The sequence below is a fragment of the Novacetimonas pomaceti genome (assembly GCF_003207955.1).
Classification (GTDB): domain Bacteria; phylum Pseudomonadota; class Alphaproteobacteria; order Acetobacterales; family Acetobacteraceae; genus Novacetimonas; species Novacetimonas pomaceti.
In genome coordinates this window covers 1-612 of the sequence record NZ_NOXG01000123.1, presented here as the reverse complement: position 1 = coordinate 612, position 612 = coordinate 1, and the positions used below count along the sequence as shown (strand labels likewise).

The window sequence follows — 612 nt, the reverse complement described above, 5'->3', positions numbered from 1 at the left end:
CTGCCATGCCTGGAACCAGCTCGTCAATCAACCATGGCGCATCATGTCAATCGGACTGCGCAATTGGGCTCATGGGTTATAGCAATCAACGGTTGGTATGAGCCTCATCCGTCTGTTCGAACTGCTGCGTGAGGAAGGATATGAAGGAAGCTATGATGCCGTAAGGCGATATGGCCGACGGTGGGAAGACCGCCATGAGATGGGGCGGCGGGCCGCCTATGTTCCGCTGAGTTTTGCACCTGGAGAGGCTTACCAGTTTGACTGGAGCCATGAGGTTGTCGTTCTGGGTGGTGTGGCGGTAAAGGTGAAGGTCGCGCATATGCGTCTGTGCCACAGCCGGATGATGTTCATTCGTGCCTATCCGCGCGAGGCGCAGGAAATGGTGTTTGACGCGCATGACCGGGGCTTTGCGTTCTTCAGGGGTGCATGCCAGCGGGGCATTTACGATAATATGAAGACTGCGGTGGAAACGGTTTTTGTTGGCCGGGCGCGGGACTATAACCGGCGTTTTTTAGAGCCTGAATCAGAAAGCGGTTTGATTGATTTTTCGCAGAACTCTGCGGATATGGGCAATCATCAACCACGCGTGGGATGACGAGATTGTTGCCTCGA

The 612-nt window shown here is 54.7% G+C and carries 2 pseudogenes; one reads left to right on the top strand and one right to left on the bottom strand.

Annotated features, from left to right (window positions below):
* Positions 1–97: 97 nt before the first annotated feature.
* Positions 98–517: pseudogene (locus CFR71_RS15975) on the top strand (IS21 family transposase); the annotation flags it as partial.
* 6 nt (positions 518–523) lie between these two features.
* Here the strand turns inward: CFR71_RS15975 and CFR71_RS15970 are convergent.
* Positions 524–612, bottom strand: a pseudogene (locus CFR71_RS15970) (IS5/IS1182 family transposase); the annotation flags it as partial.